This is a genomic window from Pseudomonas sp. EA_65y_Pfl1_P113, from assembly GCF_963970525.1.
Classification (GTDB): domain Bacteria; phylum Pseudomonadota; class Gammaproteobacteria; order Pseudomonadales; family Pseudomonadaceae; genus Aquipseudomonas; species Aquipseudomonas tritici.
The window spans coordinates 1-446 of sequence record NZ_CAXAQM010000611.1; the positions used below are offsets into that span (position 1 = coordinate 1).

Here is a 446-nt window from a genome sequence, read left to right on the forward strand (position 1 = left end):
CCAGCATGAGCGCGCTTGGTTACGCTGCGATACCGTTGCGGATCGACGGGCAGGGCCAAGCTTTCGAAACCGCCCCAACTATAGCCGATCCCGAAATGCTCCAGCCCGTCGATCAGCGCCGCGCGGGCGGCTTCATTGCCGCCGTTCAGGACGAAGGAGAACAGCTCGGAGGAGCCTTTAAAGTCGCGCAGGAAGGTTTCGTGGCCGGGGCAATCGGGGAGCGCCGGATGCAGCACGGCAGCGACCTCGGGCCGCTGCTTCAGCCAATGCGCGATTTCCAGCGCGCTCGCCTGATGCTGTTTCAGCCGCACCGCCATGGTGCGCAGGCCGCGCGACGCAAGCCACGAATCGTCGGGGCTGGCGATTTGGCCAAGTTGGAAGCTGGTGTCGCGTAACCGCCCGAAATGCCCCGGTGCCGCCGTGACCGAGCCGAGCATCACGTCGCT

General features: G+C 65.7%; 1 protein-coding gene. It reads right to left on the reverse strand.

Translation table 11 applies throughout. The features are described 5' to 3' along the window. Nucleotides 1-446 (reverse strand): PLP-dependent transferase (locus tag AACY52_RS31350; RefSeq protein ID WP_339561548.1); only part of this gene is annotated, 446 nt, incomplete at both ends.